15 protein-coding genes are annotated in these 15,121 nt (G+C 55.4%); 8 read left to right on the top strand and 7 right to left on the bottom strand.

What is annotated here, in order from left to right; all coding sequences use genetic code 11:
* Window positions 1–27 precede the first annotated feature (27 nt).
* From ade to ACEWL3_RS09335, 6 genes are all read left to right on the top strand, one after another.
* Window positions 28–1,827, top strand: a complete 1,800-nt coding sequence (gene ade, locus ACEWL3_RS09360) for an adenine deaminase (RefSeq protein ID WP_386182453.1) — start codon at window positions 28–30, stop codon at window positions 1,825–1,827.
* Complete coding sequence (locus ACEWL3_RS09355) at window positions 1,827–3,290, top strand: AMP nucleosidase (protein WP_386182455.1); 1,464 nt, start codon at window positions 1,827–1,829, stop codon at window positions 3,288–3,290. Before ade ends, ACEWL3_RS09355 begins: the two co-directional genes overlap by 1 nt.
* A 129-nt stretch (window positions 3,291–3,419) precedes the next feature.
* Complete coding sequence (locus ACEWL3_RS09350; RefSeq protein ID WP_114876782.1) at window positions 3,420–3,710, top strand: HU family DNA-binding protein; 291 nt, start codon at window positions 3,420–3,422, stop codon at window positions 3,708–3,710.
* A gap of 142 nt (window positions 3,711–3,852) precedes the next feature.
* Window positions 3,853–4,959: a histidine kinase dimerization/phosphoacceptor domain -containing protein gene (locus tag ACEWL3_RS09345; RefSeq protein WP_386182457.1), complete on the top strand. Its 1,107-nt coding sequence runs from the start codon at window positions 3,853–3,855 to the stop codon at window positions 4,957–4,959.
* A gap of 67 nt (window positions 4,960–5,026) precedes the next feature.
* Window positions 5,027–5,896 (top strand): DMT family transporter, encoded by an 870-nt coding sequence (locus ACEWL3_RS09340; protein ID WP_386182459.1) that lies wholly within the window; start codon window positions 5,027–5,029, stop codon window positions 5,894–5,896.
* Window positions 5,897–5,967: 71 nt separating this feature from the next.
* Entirely contained in the window at window positions 5,968–6,975 is a 1,008-nt protein-coding gene (locus ACEWL3_RS09335) for a GlxA family transcriptional regulator (protein ID WP_386182461.1), read from the top strand.
* A 27-nt stretch (window positions 6,976–7,002) separates the two neighbouring features.
* Here the strand turns inward: ACEWL3_RS09335 and ACEWL3_RS09330 are convergent, their stop codons facing one another.
* Together ACEWL3_RS09330 and ACEWL3_RS09325 are read right to left on the bottom strand one after the other, a co-directional pair.
* Window positions 7,003–7,635: a class I SAM-dependent DNA methyltransferase gene (locus tag ACEWL3_RS09330; protein ID WP_386182463.1), complete on the bottom strand. Its 633-nt coding sequence runs from the start codon at window positions 7,633–7,635 to the stop codon at window positions 7,003–7,005.
* Between the two features lie 41 nt (window positions 7,636–7,676).
* Complete coding sequence (locus tag ACEWL3_RS09325) at window positions 7,677–8,204, bottom strand: glutathione peroxidase (RefSeq protein WP_386182465.1); 528 nt, start codon at window positions 8,202–8,204, stop codon at window positions 7,677–7,679.
* A 132-nt stretch (window positions 8,205–8,336) separates the two neighbouring features.
* Here ACEWL3_RS09325 and msrB point away from each other — a divergent pair, with 132 nt between their 5' ends.
* Together msrB and msrA are read left to right on the top strand one after the other, a co-directional pair.
* The gene (gene msrB / locus ACEWL3_RS09320) at window positions 8,337–8,786 is read left to right on the top strand and encodes a peptide-methionine (R)-S-oxide reductase MsrB (RefSeq protein ID WP_386182467.1); all 450 of its coding nucleotides are present in this window, start codon (window positions 8,337–8,339) and stop codon (window positions 8,784–8,786) included.
* Window positions 8,783–9,292 (top strand): peptide-methionine (S)-S-oxide reductase MsrA, encoded by a 510-nt coding sequence (msrA, locus tag ACEWL3_RS09315; protein WP_386182469.1) that lies wholly within the window; start codon window positions 8,783–8,785, stop codon window positions 9,290–9,292. Before msrB ends, msrA begins: the two co-directional genes overlap by 4 nt.
* Before the next feature lie 23 nt (window positions 9,293–9,315).
* Here the strand turns inward: msrA and ACEWL3_RS09310 are convergent, their stop codons facing one another.
* The 5 genes from ACEWL3_RS09310 to ACEWL3_RS09290 all read right to left on the bottom strand — a co-directional run bounded on the left by ACEWL3_RS09310 (window position 9,316) and on the right by ACEWL3_RS09290 (window position 15,084).
* Window positions 9,316–11,322, bottom strand: a complete 2,007-nt coding sequence (locus ACEWL3_RS09310; RefSeq protein ID WP_386182471.1) for a hydantoinase/oxoprolinase N-terminal domain-containing protein — start codon at window positions 11,320–11,322, stop codon at window positions 9,316–9,318.
* 66 nt (window positions 11,323–11,388) lie between these two features.
* Window positions 11,389–12,423 carry a tRNA epoxyqueuosine(34) reductase QueG gene (gene queG / locus ACEWL3_RS09305; protein ID WP_386182473.1) on the bottom strand — a complete coding sequence of 345 codons (1,035 nt, stop codon included), beginning with the start codon at window positions 12,421–12,423 and terminating at the stop codon, window positions 11,389–11,391.
* Window positions 12,424–12,478: 55 nt separating this feature from the next.
* Window positions 12,479–13,144 carry an FtsZ-binding protein FzlA gene (fzlA, locus tag ACEWL3_RS09300; protein ID WP_114876774.1) on the bottom strand — a complete coding sequence of 222 codons (666 nt, stop codon included), beginning with the start codon at window positions 13,142–13,144 and terminating at the stop codon, window positions 12,479–12,481.
* A 58-nt stretch (window positions 13,145–13,202) separates the two neighbouring features.
* Window positions 13,203–13,928 (bottom strand): monofunctional biosynthetic peptidoglycan transglycosylase, encoded by a 726-nt coding sequence (gene mtgA / locus ACEWL3_RS09295; RefSeq protein WP_386182475.1) that lies wholly within the window; start codon window positions 13,926–13,928, stop codon window positions 13,203–13,205.
* Between the two features lie 199 nt (window positions 13,929–14,127).
* A complete protein-coding gene (locus ACEWL3_RS09290) occupies window positions 14,128–15,084 on the bottom strand; it encodes a Hint domain-containing protein (RefSeq protein ID WP_435000781.1) in 957 nt (318 codons plus the stop codon).
* Between the last annotated feature and the right edge of the window lie 37 nt (window positions 15,085–15,121).

The raw sequence follows: 15,121 nt of genomic DNA, 5'->3' as shown, positions 1-15,121 counted from the left end.
TGCCTAAACCCTGTGGCACCTTTGGACATGACGCAAGATAATTTTCCCTCATGGCCCGATGTCGCCGCCCAGCTTGTGAACGTAGCTGCGGGACGTACACCAGCAGACACCATCATTTCCGGTGGCATTTGGGTAAACGTGCACACCCGCGAAGCCCTGCCTGATCACGACATTGCCATCGCTGCCGGGCGGATCGCTTTTGTCGGTCCGGATGCCGGCCATTGTCGCGGTGCCGACACCACGATCATTAAGGCAAATGGCCGCTATATGATACCCGGCCTGTGTGACGGGCATATGCACATCGAATCCGGCATGCTGACCCCGGCAGAATTTGCCCGCGCGGTGATCCCGCATGGCACCACATCAATGTTCACCGATCCACATGAGATCGCCAATGTGCTGGGCCTCAAAGGCGTCAGGATGATGCATGACGAGGCGCTGATGCAGCCGGTCAACATCTTTACCCAAATGCCCTCCTGTGCGCCCTCCGCCCCCGGAATGGAAACGACGGGCTTCGAAATATCCGCCGCAGACGTGGCTGAGGCGATGCAGTGGCCCGGTATCATCGGTCTGGGTGAAATGATGAACTTTCCGGGTGTCAGCAACGCAGCCCCGCAAATGCTGGCCGAAATAGCAGCAACCCAGAAAGCAGGCAAAACCGTTGGTGGGCACTATGCGTCACCCGACCTTGGCCCCGCTTTTGCCGCGTATGTGGCTGGTGGCCCTGCGGACGACCACGAAGGAACCTGCGAAGCAGACGCCATCGCCCGTATGCGACAGGGGATGCGATCCATGATCCGTCTCGGCTCTGCCTGGTATGATGTCGAAACTCAGATAACCGCCATCACGGAAAAAGGGCTCGATCCGCGCAACATGATCCTGTGCACGGACGATTGCCATTCCGGCACCTTGGTCAACGAAGGCCACATGAACCGCGTCGTACGGCACGCAATTGAGTGTGGGTGTGATCCATTGATTGCCCTCCAAATGGCGACGATCAACACAGCAACTCACTTTGGGCTTGAACGCGAAATCGGGTCGATTGCACCGGGCAGGCGGGCGGACATCATCCTGACGCCGGACCTGAAAAAGCTCAAGATAGAGACTGTTATCGCCCGCGGGCAGGTCGTTGCGCAGGATGGCGAATGCATTGTTGATTGTCCCCACTACAACTGGCCCGATACCGCGCGCCAGACGGTGAACATGGGGAGGAACCTGACTGCTGCCGATTTTCATATCCCCGCACCCCACGGGGCAAACGCGGTAACGGCAAACGTGATCGGCGTCGTCGAAAATCAGGCCCCGACCAAGGCGCTGCAATTCGAATTGCCCGTCACCGAAGGGCGGGTACAGGGCACCGGCGAAGTCTGCCAGATTGCGCTGGTTGAACGGCATCGCGCGACGGGCACGGTGGTCAACGCGTTTGTATCAGGTTTCGGATATCAGGGGTCGATGGCAATGGCATCGACCGTTGCCCATGACAGCCACCACATGATCGTCGTTGGCACCGATGCGGACCAGATGGCATTGGCCGCGAACCGCCTGCGCGAGGTGGGGGGTGGCATCACCATCTTTCGTGACGGTCAGGAATTGGCGCTTGTTGCATTGCCAATTGCCGGTCTCATGTCTGACAGCCCCGCCACCGAAGTCGCAGCCAAGGCCGAGCAGATGATGCAGGCGATGCGCGACTGCGGCTGCACGTTAAACAACGCCTACATGCAACACTCTCTCTTGGCGTTGGTCGTGATCCCGGAATTGCGCATTTCCGATCTTGGCCTCGTAGATGTGCGTAAATTCGAATTTATCCCCTTATTAGAGCCGCTATAATGACAAAAATACTGACACCCAATGCCACCCCATCCGAAAAATTTCATGACGCCACGGCGGCTGTCGACCGCCTGACCGAACTATACGTCGAGGCAACGACATTCCTGCGCGAGCAGTTTTCGGCCGCCATGGAGAGCACCCCGGCAGGTGTCCGCATCCGCGCGTACTACCCAGAGGTTCGATTTCGCACATCCAGCTATGCCCATGTGGACAGCCGTTTGTCCTTTGGCCATGTGTCATCGCCCGGGACTTTTTCCGCAACTATCACGCGGCCCGACCTGTTTCGCAATTATCTTATCCAACAGATTGGCCTGCTGATTGAAAATCACGACCAACCCGTGATCATCTGCGCGTCGGATACGCCCATTCCCGTGCATTTTGCCGTGACGGGCGAAAGCGCGATCAATATTCCGCAAGACGGGGCTGCCGATTTCACCCTGCGTGATATTTTTGATGTGCCAGACCTCAGCACCACAAATGATGACATTGTAAACGGCACATTTTCACCCATTAACGATGAACGCCCCCTTGCCCCTTTTACCGCCCAGCGGGTCGATTATTCGCTGGCCCGTTTGGCGCATTACACGGCAACCGATCCTGAACATTTTCAGTGTCACGTGCTGTTCACCAACTACCAGTTCTACGTGACAGAATTTGAGGACTTTGCCCGCACTCAGTTGAATGACCCCGAAAGCGGCTACACCTCGTTTGTCTCGACCGGTAATGTTGAGATCACTGACGGGGATACGCTGATCCCGGACACGCCCAAAACACCGCAAATGCCAACTTACCACCTGAAACGCGCCGATGGGTCTGGCATCACTCTGGTGAACATCGGCGTCGGTCCCAGCAACGCCAAAACAGCAACAGATCACATCGCCGTCCTGCGCCCCCACGCCTGGCTGATGGTGGGGCACTGTGCCGGTCTGCGCAACACCCAGGCTCTGGGCGATTTTGTACTGGCCCACGCCTATCTGCGGGAAGATCACGTATTGGACGATGATCTGCCGGTTTGGGTACCAATCCCGGCGCTCGCGGAAATTCAAATCGCCTTGGAAAAGGCCGTTGCTCAGGTGACCCAGCTCGAAGGTTACGAGTTGAAGCGCATCATGCGCACCGGCACGGTGGCCACCATCGACAACCGCAACTGGGAATTGCGGGATCAATCCGGTCCGGTCCAACGTCTAAGCCAGTCGCGCTCCATCGCGTTGGACATGGAAAGTGCCACGATTGCCGCCAACGGTTATCGTTTCAGGGTCCCCTACGGAACGCTCCTTTGCGTCTCGGACAAGCCTCTTCACGGTGAATTAAAGCTGCCGGGAATGGCGTCTGACTTCTATAAAACGCAGGTTTCGCGCCATTTGATGATCGGTATCCGCGCAATGGAACTTGTCCGCGACACCCCGCTTGAACGCATTCATAGCCGGAAATTACGCTCATTTGACGAAACGGCCTTTCTCTAAAGGCAAAAAACCGCAGAAAAACGCATTTTTCAGTATTTTTCGGGCCACTATTCGTTGTGTTATCCTACAACATACCGTTACATTCTGCTCATGAGGCCCTATATTCGGGCGGTCTAAGGAGAATAAAAGATGGCAACCAAACCAATGACAAAGACTCAGCTCGTCGCCGCACTGGCAGACGACATGGGCGCAGACAAGAAATCAGCAGGCGCGGCACTCGAAGCGGTATGTAACCTGATCACTCGTGAAGTGTCAGGTGGCGGCGCAGTCACCCTGCCCGGCGTTGGCAAAATCTATTGCCGCGAACGCCCAGAACGCATGGTTCGCAACCCTGCGACTGGTGAACAGTTCAAGAAAGACGCGGACAAGGTCGTGAAAATGACCATCGCAAAAGCGCTGAAAGACAGCGTGAACGGCTAAGTCTGAACAACAATTTCAGACGTGGGAACGGGTCGCCTCTGGCGGCCCTTTTTCGTTCATATAATCGCAATTGCAATATGTCAGATGACATATATATAAGTTAACGGCATCCGCCGCTGAAGGTATCCATTTTAGGGTTTTTATGTTTGCCCCCATCCACCCCCAACAAGAACAGCGGCTTGAAACGCTAGGCCAATACGGGATCCTTGATACCCCTCAAGAAGCTGACTTTGACGAGATCGTCGAACTGGCGTCGCAAATCTGCGAAACCCCAATATCCCTCATCAGCCTCGTTGACGACACGCGCCAATGGTTCAAGGCCAAGGTTGGCGTGAGCGAGACTGAGACATCTTTGGAAAGCTCAATCTGCTCTCATGTGATCCTGGAAGATGATTTCGTAGAGATCCCCGATCTGTTGGCGGATCAGCGGACAGCAGACAATCCACTGGCCAATGATGACACTGCTATTCGGTTCTATGGGGGTGCAAAACTCGTCGCCCCAAACGGAATGCCGATCGGCACCCTGTGCGTCATCGACACCAAACCGCGGCACCTGACCGAACTGCAACGCAACGCGCTGCGTGTTCTGTCAAAACAAGTGATGAAAATGCTCGAACTGCGGCTTGCTTTACAAAATCAGATGATCCTGCAAGCCGAGATGGACCACCGCGTCAAAAACTCACTGCAATCCATCGCATCTGTCGTGCGTATCTACAGCCGAACGGTTGAGGACGAGAACGCAAAAGATACGCTTTCAGCCGTGCAGCGCCGCATAGATGCCGTGGCGGCGCTGCATTCAGAACTGCAAACCGCAGAAAAGCCCAATTTGGTCGATACGCGCCTCTACATGCAACGCGTTATTGAGCTTTTGCAGGATGGTGCCCCCGAAAACGTCGCGATTACGTCCGACATAGACCCGGTTATCGTATCCTCAGAGCACGCCACCAATCTGGCAATGATCGTCAGCGAATTTGTTGCCAATTCGATCAAACACGGCTTTCCAAACGAAAGAGCAGGCAAAATCACCATCGCGCTTCGCGATCTGGGCGATGCTAATTTCCGCTTGGAATGCCAGGACGACGGGATCGGATCATCGTCACTTGCCGATGAAACACCAACCCGAACCCAGGGCATCGGCATGAAATTGATGACCGCTGCGGCCTCGGGCCTGGGCGGAACCACCAAAACCGACATCACCCAAGACGGCAGCCAGCTGATCGTCGAATTCGCAATCCCTGCTCACAATTGACCACCATGCTTGTTCTCACCGTGGAATTCAGAAAAGGTGCCCCAGACATCTGATCTGAGGCAGTTTTATGGACGTGCGCGCAATATTGGTCGGGCTTGCATTTGCCCTCATGTGGTCGTCCGCGTTCACGTCTGCGCGGATTATCGTTGCAGACGCATCACCCCTTCTCGCGCTGTCCCTGCGCTATCTGATCTCTGGTCTGCTGGGCGTTGGGATCGCCCTCATGCTGGGTCAAAACTGGAAGCTGAGCAAAGCCCAATGGCGCGCCACAATTATTTTTGGCATTTTGCAGAACGCAGTCTATCTGGGCTTGAATTTTGTTGCGATGCAGACAGTTCAGGCGTCGCTGGCTGCGATCATCGCATCGACGATGCCACTGCTGGTTGGACTGGCCGCATGGGTGTTTCTGGGGGAACGGCTGCGGCCGCTGGGGGTCGCTGGCTTAACCGCTGGCGTTGTGGGCGTAGCGATTATCATGGGGGCTCGGCTTGATGGCGATGTAGACCTGATCGGGGTGATGTTGTGCGCAATCGGGGTTATCGCACTGACGATCGCAACTTTGCTGGTGCGTGGCGCAACTTCGGGTGGGAATTTCATGATGATTGTCGGCCTGCAAATGCTGGTCGGTTGCGTGGCTCTAAGTCTGGCCGCATTCCTGTTCGAAACACCTCGAATTGATCCGACCCTGCGTCTGGCAGCGGCCTTCACCTACACCTGTCTTGTGCCGGGCCTTGCGGCTACTGTAGCGTGGTTTTGGCTGGTCAATCGCATTGGAGCCACACGCGCCGCGACATTCCATTTTCTCAATCCATTCTTTGGCGTCGCCATCGCCGCGCTGATGCTGAATGAAGCGCTGGGGACATCAGATATATTGGGCGTTGCGATCATCAGCCTTGGCATTCTGGCCGTCCAGATTTCCCGCCAAAACAAGACCTAAAGGCCAAACACGACATCACCTGCCGCGCAATGCAATTCCCCAGTTCCCAATTTCTGATGTAAAATGCTGCCATGAACCATTCCTCTCAGCAATCAGAACATCCACCCCCCAAAGCCTATGCGTTTTTACTCTTGCCGGGTTTTTCCACGTTGGGTTTCTCCTGTGCGCTGGATGCGCTGTCTTTGGCCAATCATCACCCATCCGGGCGGAAATATTACAAATGGCGGCTGATCTCGGAATCCGGTGCGCCTGTTGCCGCCTATAATGGCGTCACGGTCAATGTCGATTCAGCGCTGACTGAACTTGCCCGTGAAGAGACCCTGATCGTATGCGCAGGTGAAAACGCCGGCCATGGCAGCACCAAGGCGCTGCTGAACTGGCTGCGCCGCGAGACCCGCAAGGGCATGGATTACGGCGCGCTCTCCTCTGGCACCTATACCCTTGCGCTTGCCGGGTTGATCGGGGGCAAACGGGTGACGACACATTGGGAATACAAAACAGCACTGGCCGAAATGTTGCCGGATGTGATCATGGAAGACACGATATATTCTGTTGATGGCCGCGTATTCACCTCTGCGGGCGGGGCCGCTTCGATGGATATGATGTTGCACCGCGTCCATGCGGACTATGGCGTCAAAATCGCAACCTGGGTGGCCGATCAAATGGTCTATACCGTGCCACGCGCGCACAGCCACGGCCAGCGCATGTCCCTGCAATCCCGCCCCGAAGTGCGAAACGCAAAGCTGTTGCTGGCCATGCAGATCATGGAAAACAATCTGGAAGATCCCCTGATCCCAGATGAAATTGCCAGCATCGTCTCCCTCTCCACAAGGCAGCTTGAGCGGCTTTTTGCAAAATACATCCAAACCTCACCCAAGCGTTATTACCTACATCTAAGGCTTGAAAAAGCGCGCAATTTGCTGCGCCAAACGGATCTTTCCGTAACGGATGTATGTGTGGCGTGCGGCTTCAAGTCGCTCTCGCATTTCTCCAAGAGCTATCGCGCCTCTTATGGTATCCCGCCCGGTATGGAAGCATCGGACGGCAAGGTTCTTTGGTCAGACGTCAGTAAAAAGTAGTCTCAAATAAGGGATTTTTGAGCGTTTTCACCTTTTTCTAAAAACAGTAATCGACGCAAGATCATCTTTATGCGTCGCGTCCGCGTCGGCACCATAGATGTTGACATCATGGTGCTGCAAACCTTCGATATGCGGCTCTATCAAGGCGAATTTTTCGGCAAATCCACGTGCCACGAAATGTTCCGCGTTTACCGCCAATACAAAGACAGCACCGCATCGGGCGATGCGCAAAAGCTCATCCAATGCGTCCGGTCCCACATGCCCGTGTGTAAAAGTGCCTGAACTTACGATCGCGCCATAGATGTTATCTGCAATATCCAACGGTTGGGTCAAATCTGCTTCGATGGTCTTGCGATACAGGCCCTTTTGCCGAGCTATGCCCAGCATTTCTGGCGACATATCCAGTGCATCAATTTCCAACATCGCTCTGATCGGGATGCTTTGTGCCAACAACCCGGTACCCGCGCCAACATCCAGCACAGGCCCGGACCCTCTGAATGCCTCGCAAAAAATCAATCCAACCATGCGCGGCAGTTGATAATCCATATCCGCTGCAAAGCTGTCGTCGTAGGTCTTTGCCCAATCCGCATAGAGGCGACGGTTATCCTCGGGTGTCTCTATTGCATAGGCGGCGTCAAGATCCGGTTTTATATCAGGCATCAAAGGCTCCCTTTTCCAATCGGAAGCCTAAGCAGGGCCGTTCAATTCAGCAACGGCTTGATCGCATTCACAATCGCAGGCGATTGCGGCTTGATCGATGAACCCCAGGTTCCCACCACACCTCCATCTGGCCCAATTAGCACTTTGTTAAAGTTCCATTTCGGCACGAACCCCACCTCAGCGGCGAGTGCCTTGTAAAAGGGATGCGCTTGCGCACCACGGACATGGGTGATGTCGGTCATCGGCAAGTTGAGGCCGAAACTGATCTCACAGAATTCCTTGACCTTTTCTGCACTGGCCAGTTCCTGATTGAAATCATCCGATGGCACAGCCAGCACCACCAGACCACGTGCCTGATGTTGGTCATAAAGGGCCTGCAGCCCAGCGTATTGAAAGGTAAAGCCGCATTGGGACGCGGTATTCACCACCAGCACCGGACGGCCTGCCCAATCGGCAAGGTTCAATGTCCCACCATCGATGTTAAAAAATGTCACATCGCGTGGCCCGGCAATACCTGCGGTCGCCCCCAACAAAGACATCATCACGACTATAATCCAACGCATCGCCATTCCTCTTATTTATGTGCTTTGTGGTAAACATACGAATTCACATCACATAGAGTTGCACAGATATGACAAACCCTTTGAATTTCCATGCAACGCCCCATCTAATGCCAAGCAACAGTTTGCGAAAGGAACGCCATGCCCCGCTATGAGAAAAACCCCGATGCTGTCGCCGCCCTATCGCCCGAAGAATTCTATGTGACTCAAGAAAGCGGCACAGAACGCCCAGGAACCGGCAAATTGCTCAGCAATAAGGAACCCGGAATTTACGTCGATATCGTATCTGGTGAGCCGTTGTTTGCATCGGCAGACAAATACGACTCCGGCTGCGGATGGCCCAGTTTCACCAAACCGATTGAACCCGCCCATGTCAGTGAACTGCGTGACGCGTCGCTTGGAATGATCCGCACCGAAGTCCGCAGCACCCACGGCGACAGCCACCTTGGCCATGTGTTTCCTGATGGACCAGCCGACCGTGGCGGCCTGCGCTATTGCATCAATTCAGCATCATTGCGGTTTGTGCACCGTGACGACATGGAAGCCGAAGGATACGGCGATTACCTGAACCAAGTGGAGGACGTAACATGACAACCGAGCGCGCAGTATTGGCCGGCGGATGTTTCTGGGGAATGCAAGATCTGATCCGCAAGCGCCCGGGCGTGATTTCAACCCGCGTGGGATATACCGGCGGCGATGTGCCAAACGCGACTTATCGAAACCACGGCACCCATGCCGAAGGGATCGAAGTGATCTTTGACCCCACCAAAACATCGTACCGCGAACAATTGGAGTTCTTTTTTCAGATCCATGATCCAACGACTGAAAACCGTCAGGGAAACGACCGCGGTATGAGCTATCGTTCAGCAATCTATTATGTCAACGAAGATCAAAAGGCGGTTGCACTTGATACAATCGCGGATGTCGAAGCATCAGGCATTTGGCCCGGCAAAGTCGTTACTGAGGTCGAACCGGTCAGCGATTTTTGGGAAGCCGAACCAGAGCATCAGGATTACCTCGAACGGGTGCCAAACGGCTATACCTGCCACTTCCCCCGTGCCGATTGGGTTCTGCCCAAACGCGCCGCAGCTGAATAACGGTGCGGGCCGGGGGGCATTGACTACCCCTCGGCCACCCGCGGCCTGCCTGCGGCCTCAACGGTGATGGTCGCTTCGATAAAAACATCCCGCGATTCAACACCCGCTTTGCGAATGTCCCGTTTGACACTCACTTGAATATCAGCGGCACCTGCCGCACGGGCATCTGCCTCCGCTTTATCGCGCAAAACAATCTCTAACATGCCCATTGCACTGTCCTCGTCGCCAAAGTCCTTTGGCCCATCCATCAGATGAACCCGGTATCTTCCCTCGCTTGGTGACGTCACCGTCCCGCTTTGTCGCATTGTAACGCGCCCAACAACCGCACCAATCGCATTGGCCACTCCAGCGTGTTCCGGCAAGATCATCTTTGATCCAACCAATTGACCAACTGCAGGATAATAGCTTGAGGCAGAAGCCCCCAAACCGATCACCGGCACGTTCAAACCAGTCTCTAACTTGACCAGCCCGACGTGCCCCGACATGCCCCGTTGCATCAAAACATGGCTTGCCAATACCTCTGGTGCCAAATCAAAACCGGGGTTTTCCTCGGCAAAAGCAGTCTCTAACAAGGCCAATGCCGTCTGATGCGTCAGCCGATCAACGATCATCTCTGCCACAGCCTCAGCACTGGTCGACAGCATATTGCCAGCCCCTGTGCGCCTGCGACCGAACAGCAGCAATGCCTTTCGCGCCGCCCCTGCATCCCAATGCAACACCCGTCCCAGCGCATGGCTCGCATCCGACGGCGTCACCCCTGAAATCTGCACCAGTCCGCGTTCTACCAATCGCTTTAGCGCACCCTGCTCAATCCGCGCGCGCAGGATATCACCCAACGGATGTACCCCATCACCGATACGCTCGAGTAGTGCTGCTTCCCGCGGGCCAATCCCCTCATGGGTCTGCCCTGGCACGGCACGAATAAACCGCCCGTCATGTTCACCGGGTGTGACACTGCGCAGTTGCGCATCAAGGGCGGCGTGGACAACATCAGCGGCATCAATCGCAATCAAGGACACCGGCACCAGCCGTTTTGGCCCCAAAGTCACCCCTCCCGACAGGCCTTCAGAGATGAAATGAACCTCACTGTCGCCCCCCAATCCGGTCGTGCGCATGGCAACGGCTTCGACCATTGTGCGATACGCACCGACCCGCGCCCCCGCCGGATCAATTGCAGGCCGCCCGCCTTTCAACAGAGCAATATCCGTGGTTGTCCCGCCAATATCACTGACCAATGCATAATCCGCACCGGTCATCCAACGTGCACCCACAATCGACGCGGCTGGGCCACTGAGAATAGTTTCAATCGGGCGTTCGCGCGCCTGTGCACTTGAAATAAGCGCACCATCACCGCGAACCACCATAAGCGGCGCAGTAATCCCAAGGTCTGTCAATGTATCCTCGGCGCGCCCGATCAAACGATCAATCATCCCAATCAGCCGCGCATTCAACACCGCGGTCATTGCGCGCTTTGGCCCATTCAGTTTCGCGGAAAGCTGATGGGACGATGACACCGGCCGTCCTGTAATCTCGGCAACCAACGTGGCCGCGCGCAATTCATGCGCCGGGTTACGCGTGGCAAATTGACTGGCGACTGCAAAGCCGCTGACATCGTCCTTATGTGTCTCTAAAAAGGCGATTAATTTATCTTCATCCAGCTTCCTGGCCTCGCCGCCCGCGTGATTGTGCCCGCCCGTCAGAACCACATGGGGATCACCCTTTAGCGCCTCGGCCAAACCGTGCGCCACCAGATCGCTTTCCTTGAATCCGATGTAGATTAGTGCGACACGCCCACCTTGCCCTTCAACCAGCGCGTTTGTGGCCAGCGTGGTCGACAGCGATGCCATCGACACCTCTTCAGGATTGATCGCCGCTTCTGCCAGAACAGCACGCACAGCCCCGCCAACACCGATCGCCAGATCATGCCGGGTGGTCAGTGATTTGGCAGAGGCAATCACCGTCTCATCGTCACGGATCAGGACCGCATCTGTATATGTTCCGCCTGTATCAACACCCAACAGCAACGCCACTGGCTTCTCCTTGCTCATGTTATGGATGGTTTAGAGATTATCCGCGACAGGTCCACCCCGTTTGGGTCAAGCTTTGGACAGACGGTCAACCGCCCAGCGCGCAGCATCTGACACCGCCGCATCTGCATCATCCGTCAATGGCCGTGCCGCATCTTGCAACTCTCTTATTCCCGAATTGCCGATTGCGTATAGCACGTTGCGGACAAATCGGTTCCGACCAATGCGTTTGATCGGTGATCCCGAAAACCGCGCCCGAAACGCGGCATCGTCCAACGCCACAAGCTCAACCAGATCAGCGGGTTTCACGGCTGGCCCATGATATCGCATATCGCTCGCGGCGACTGCATATTTGTTCCACGGACAGACTGCCAGACAATCGTCACACCCGTATATGCGGTTGCCCATCCTGGCGCGCAGATCAGGGTCCACTGGCCCTGCATGTTCAATCGTCAGGTATGAAATACAACGCCGCGCATCCAGCCTGTAAGGCATCGGAAACGCATCTGTCGGACAGATATCCTGACAGGCCTTACAAGACCCGCAATGATCCACTTCAGGCTCGTCTGCCTCAAGATCCAACGTCGTAAAAACAGATCCTAAAAAGGCCCAGTTGCCCCAATCACGGCTCAAAACATTCGTATGCTTGCCCTGCCACCCAAGGCCGGACGCCTGCGCCAGGGCCTTTTCCGGCACCGGGGCGGTGTCCACAAACACCTTTACCTCGCAGGTCTCCTGCGCAATCAGCCAGCGCGCCAACCGCTTCAACCGCTTTTTGACGATGTCATGATAGTCACGCCCCTGCGCATAAACCGAAATCGCCCCCTTTTCGGAATGCTTCAAAATATGAAGTGGATCATGCGCCGGCGCATAGGATTCCGCCAACATGATCACCGATCGCGCCTCGGGCCAAAGAGCCGCCGGATTGCCACGCCACGGCATCCGCTCCTCCAGCCACCCCATCTGGCCATGGTATCCGGCCTCTACAAACGCGGCCAACCGATCCGGCACCTCCGGCACATCCCAGGGTTTGCACACCCGGCACCCGGCAAACCCTTCGGCCAGCGCCTGTTCGACCAATCTGTCCTTCAGGGTGCGTTCCATATTCTTTTCGCCAAAAATACTCGGGGCTCCGGGGGGAACCCCCGGAAATCAGCCTCTAGAAATCAAGGTCATTATAGTGCTTTGGCGGCGGAAATCCCGACACCTGATCCGCAAGCAGCGCCCGAAAGGCAGGGCGGGATTTGATCTTGGCATACCAGTCCTTCACCCCTTCACTGCGGTTCCAATCCACATCCGAAATATAGTCGAGCGATGACAAATGCGCCGCCGCCGCGAAATCTGCCAGGGTCATCTTGTCACCTGCCAACCAGCGACGGTGATCCAAAAGCCATGCCATATAGTCGAGATGATATTTGATCGCCTTGGCCCCCGCTTTGACATTGGCGCTGTCAGGGTACCCTTGCTTCATCATTTTCTTGTTGACCCGTTCATACAAAAGTTTCGACGTCACCTCAGAATGAAACTTGTCGTCAAACCAACTGACCAGACGCCGCACTTCCAGGCGCTGCACCGGATCGCTTGGCAACAGTGAAGGTTCGGGGCGTGTTTCTTCGATATATTCGCAGATTGCAGCGCTTTCTGACATCATGATGCCATCAAGACGCAGCACCGGCACCTTGCCTGCCGGGTTGCGGCGCATGAAATCAGGGTCCTGTTCCCAGTATCGTTCCTCGACCAGCTCTACTTCGACCTTCTTTTCAGCAAGGCTCAGACGGACCTTGCGGCAAAACGGGGAAAGCGGGACATGAAACAAGCGGGCCATAATGAGGTTCCGGTGCAAAAAGGGCGGTGCCCTTCAATGCCCGGTATCGATAAGCAATTCAACTCTCGAAACAATCAGCGCGTCCGTCCGCGCGAATCGTCGCCGCCCCGCTGATAATTTGCCGTGTCCTTTTACGAACCGCCGTCGATGGGCTGGACGCAGATCGCGTTTTGGGAGAAGGCAGGATCGCCGCCAGACGCGCGGCCTGTGTCGGCGTCAGCTGCGCGGGCTCAACACCAAAATAATGCCGTGCCGCCGCATCTACACCAAACACACCCTCGTCAAATTCAGCCACGTTCAAATACACTTCAACAATGCGGCGTTTGGTCCAGATCGCCTCCACCAAAGGGGTTATCAGCGCTTCCATCGCTTTGCGTGCCCACGACCGCCCGTGCCACAAAAACACGTTCTTGACAGTCTGTTGGCTAAGCGTGGATGCGCCGCGGGACGATCCCTGGGCAATGGCCAGTTTGATCGCAACCAAATCAAACCCCCAGTGTTCGCAGAAATTGGCGTCTTCAGCGGCCACCACCGACCGCGCCATCACCGGGGCAATATCCTCCATCGCGACCCAGGAATGCTTGACCGTCCCCAAGCGGCGCTTTTCCGAAAAGATGTAGGCATTGGTTGGCGGGTTCACGAACACCGTTAGCACGACAAGAAAGAAAACCACAAGAAATGCCGCCGAAACCGCCCTCAAAACCACGCGCCATACACGTCGTTTTATCGAACGCTTTGCAGGCGCTTTTGCTTTGGTCTTGGAAGTTTTGGAGCGCCGGGCCATGCCTAGCTATAAAGTGAAACCACAATTAGACTCAATCATAACAAGCTTGAATCGATGCGAGATGCCCGTGATCCGGCATGGTGCGCCAAAAAAGTCCCAATCACTGCAACTCCTTTGGCCAAAGGATGTACTTTGTCCACTGCAGAAATGTGGCAGGATTGCGATTCATCAGCAGATATCCGGGTGGTAAAGCGGCGGCTCACGCGGCCAATAACTGTGCCTCGTACCGGCGCACTACCGGACGGACCAATGCCCAACCAGTTTCTGCATTTACTTTGAAATCTGGAAACAACATCAGGATTTCGCCCATTGCATCCGCATCTTGTCTGACCATTGCATGTGAAGGAAAGTAGCTTTCAGACGGGACACCGCCGCCAAAAATGATCTGATGCGTATCAAAAAGAAGATGGATGTATTCAACCATGCCGCCCAACACCTGTTTGATGGAATGACCGTTCACCAGATGTTTTGCGGCAACCAGAACTTCGTTCTGACCAAAATATAGTTCGGCCTGCCACCCCGTAATCAACAGCCGGTGCTGCGGCGATACAAGCAAAGGCACGTCGTTCCCGACAGCCCCCGCAGCAAAGAGGATCGGGGCAAATTCCCCGCTTGCGCAATACCGGTCGCGGATGATCATTCGGATCGGTTGTGCGCCGTTGTCCAACGTCGTGACAAGGTCGCCAACACGCAAGTCCTCGATCAAGTCCGGACCGTCTGGCGTTTCAATCAGCGTTCCGGGCGTAAAACAGGTCGGCCCAAAGGCACCAACAGGTGTTTGTGTGCTGGTGCTCACAAATGTCGAACTGACAAATGTACCGTCCTGCAAGACCTGCCCGTCCGTTGGGGTAAACACCGCCGGACCACTTGCCAGATAAAATGTGACCCCGGTGTACGTCACGTCCCCGATGCCGGGCACGTTGATCGTCAATGTATCGCCCTGCCAAACACTGGTGATCTGAACACCATTATAAGTATCGCCGACATTCGGCTGAATGAGACCGTTGTCGTCGTTGTCAATGAACTCGACGCGCTGAAAGGTGACGGCAGTCCCGACCGCAGGCGGAGAGCCGGGGTCGATTGTATAAAACTGGTCTTCGTAGGCCGTTGGCATCTGAGCACCCTCATTGGAAACAATCTTGGGTATGCTGGTCAAATTGGTTCTTATTTGGGCAAAATCTTAGTCAATTGAG

It is taken from the genome of Sulfitobacter sediminivivens (assembly GCF_042611115.2).
GTDB classification, from domain to species: domain Bacteria; phylum Pseudomonadota; class Alphaproteobacteria; order Rhodobacterales; family Rhodobacteraceae; genus Sulfitobacter; species Sulfitobacter sediminivivens.
The sequence above is the reverse complement of the archived record's forward strand: the minus strand, read 5'-3'. Positions and strand labels throughout refer to the sequence as shown.